2 rRNA genes (1 of these 2 cut by a window edge) are annotated in these 1,404 nt (G+C 52.6%); both read left to right on the top strand.

The annotated features are described in order from the left end of the window. Window positions 1-1,173, top strand: a 23S ribosomal RNA gene (locus JTI85_RS16685); it begins 1,733 nt to the left of the window's first position. Window positions 1,174-1,265: 92 nt separating this feature from the next. Then, window positions 1,266-1,381, top strand: a 5S ribosomal RNA gene (gene rrf, locus JTI85_RS16680). Window positions 1,382-1,404 lie beyond the last annotated feature (23 nt).

Here is a 1,404-nt window from a genome sequence, read left to right as displayed (position 1 = left end):
CATGGAGCTGAAATCAGTCGAAGATACCAGCTGGCTGCAACTGTTTATTAAAAACACAGCACTGTGCAAACACGAAAGTGGACGTATACGGTGTGACGCCTGCCCGGTGCCGGAAGGTTAATTGATGGGGTTATCCGTAAGGAGAAGCTCTTGATCGAAGCCCCGGTAAACGGCGGCCGTAACTATAACGGTCCTAAGGTAGCGAAATTCCTTGTCGGGTAAGTTCCGACCTGCACGAATGGCGTAATGATGGCCAGGCTGTCTCCACCCGAGACTCAGTGAAATTGAACTCGCTGTGAAGATGCAGTGTACCCGCGGCAAGACGGAAAGACCCCGTGAACCTTTACTATAGCTTGACACTGAACACTGGTCCTTGATGTGTAGGATAGGTGGGAGGCTTTGAAGTGTGGACGCCAGTCTGCATGGAGCCAACCTTGAAATACCACCCTTTAATGGCTGGTGTTCTAACGTGGACCCGTAATCCGGGTTGCGGACAGTGTCTGGTGGGTAGTTTGACTGGGGCGGTCTCCTCCTAAAGAGTAACGGAGGAGCACGAAGGTTAGCTAATCCTGGTCGGACATCAGGAGGTTAGTGCAAAGGCATAAGCTAGCTTGACTGCGAGAGTGACGGCTCGAGCAGGTGCGAAAGCAGGTCTTAGTGATCCGGTGGTTCTGAATGGAAGGGCCATCGCTCAACGGATAAAAGGTACTCCGGGGATAACAGGCTGATACCGCCCAAGAGTTCATATCGACGGCGGTGTTTGGCACCTCGATGTCGGCTCATCACATCCTGGGGCTGAAGTAGGTCCCAAGGGTATGGCTGTTCGCCATTTAAAGTGGTACGCGAGCTGGGTTTAGAACGTCGTGAGACAGTTCGGTCCCTATCTGCCGTGGGCGCTGGAGAATTGAGGGGGGCTGCTCCTAGTACGAGAGGACCGGAGTGGACGCATCACTGGTGTTCGGGTTGTCATGCCAATGGCATTGCCCGGTAGCTAAATGCGGAAGAGATAAGTGCTGAAAGCATCTAAGCACGAAACTTGCCCCGAGATGAGTTCTCCCTGAGACTATAAGTCTCCTGAAGGAACGTTAAAGACGATGACGTTGATAGGTCGGGTGTGTAAGTGTAGCGATACATTGAGCTAACCGATACTAATGAACCGTGAGGCTTAACCTTACAACGCCGAAGATGTTTTGGCGAAGAGACATCAGATTCAGCTTGATTACAGATGACATCAGAACGCAGAAGCGGTCTGATAACAGAATTTGCCTGGCGGCTGTAGCGCGGTGGTCCCACCTGACCCCATGCCGAACTCAGAAGTGAAACGCCGTAGCGCCGATGGTAGTGTGGGGTCTCCCCATGCGAGAGTAGGGAACTGCCAGGCATCAAATAAAAGCGAAAGGCCCG

The organism is Citrobacter sp. Colony219, from assembly GCF_019382635.1.
Taxonomy (GTDB): Bacteria; Pseudomonadota; Gammaproteobacteria; order Enterobacterales; family Enterobacteriaceae; genus Citrobacter; species Citrobacter youngae.
Note: the sequence above shows the minus strand (reverse complement) of the source record. Positions and strands in the feature narration are given on the sequence as shown.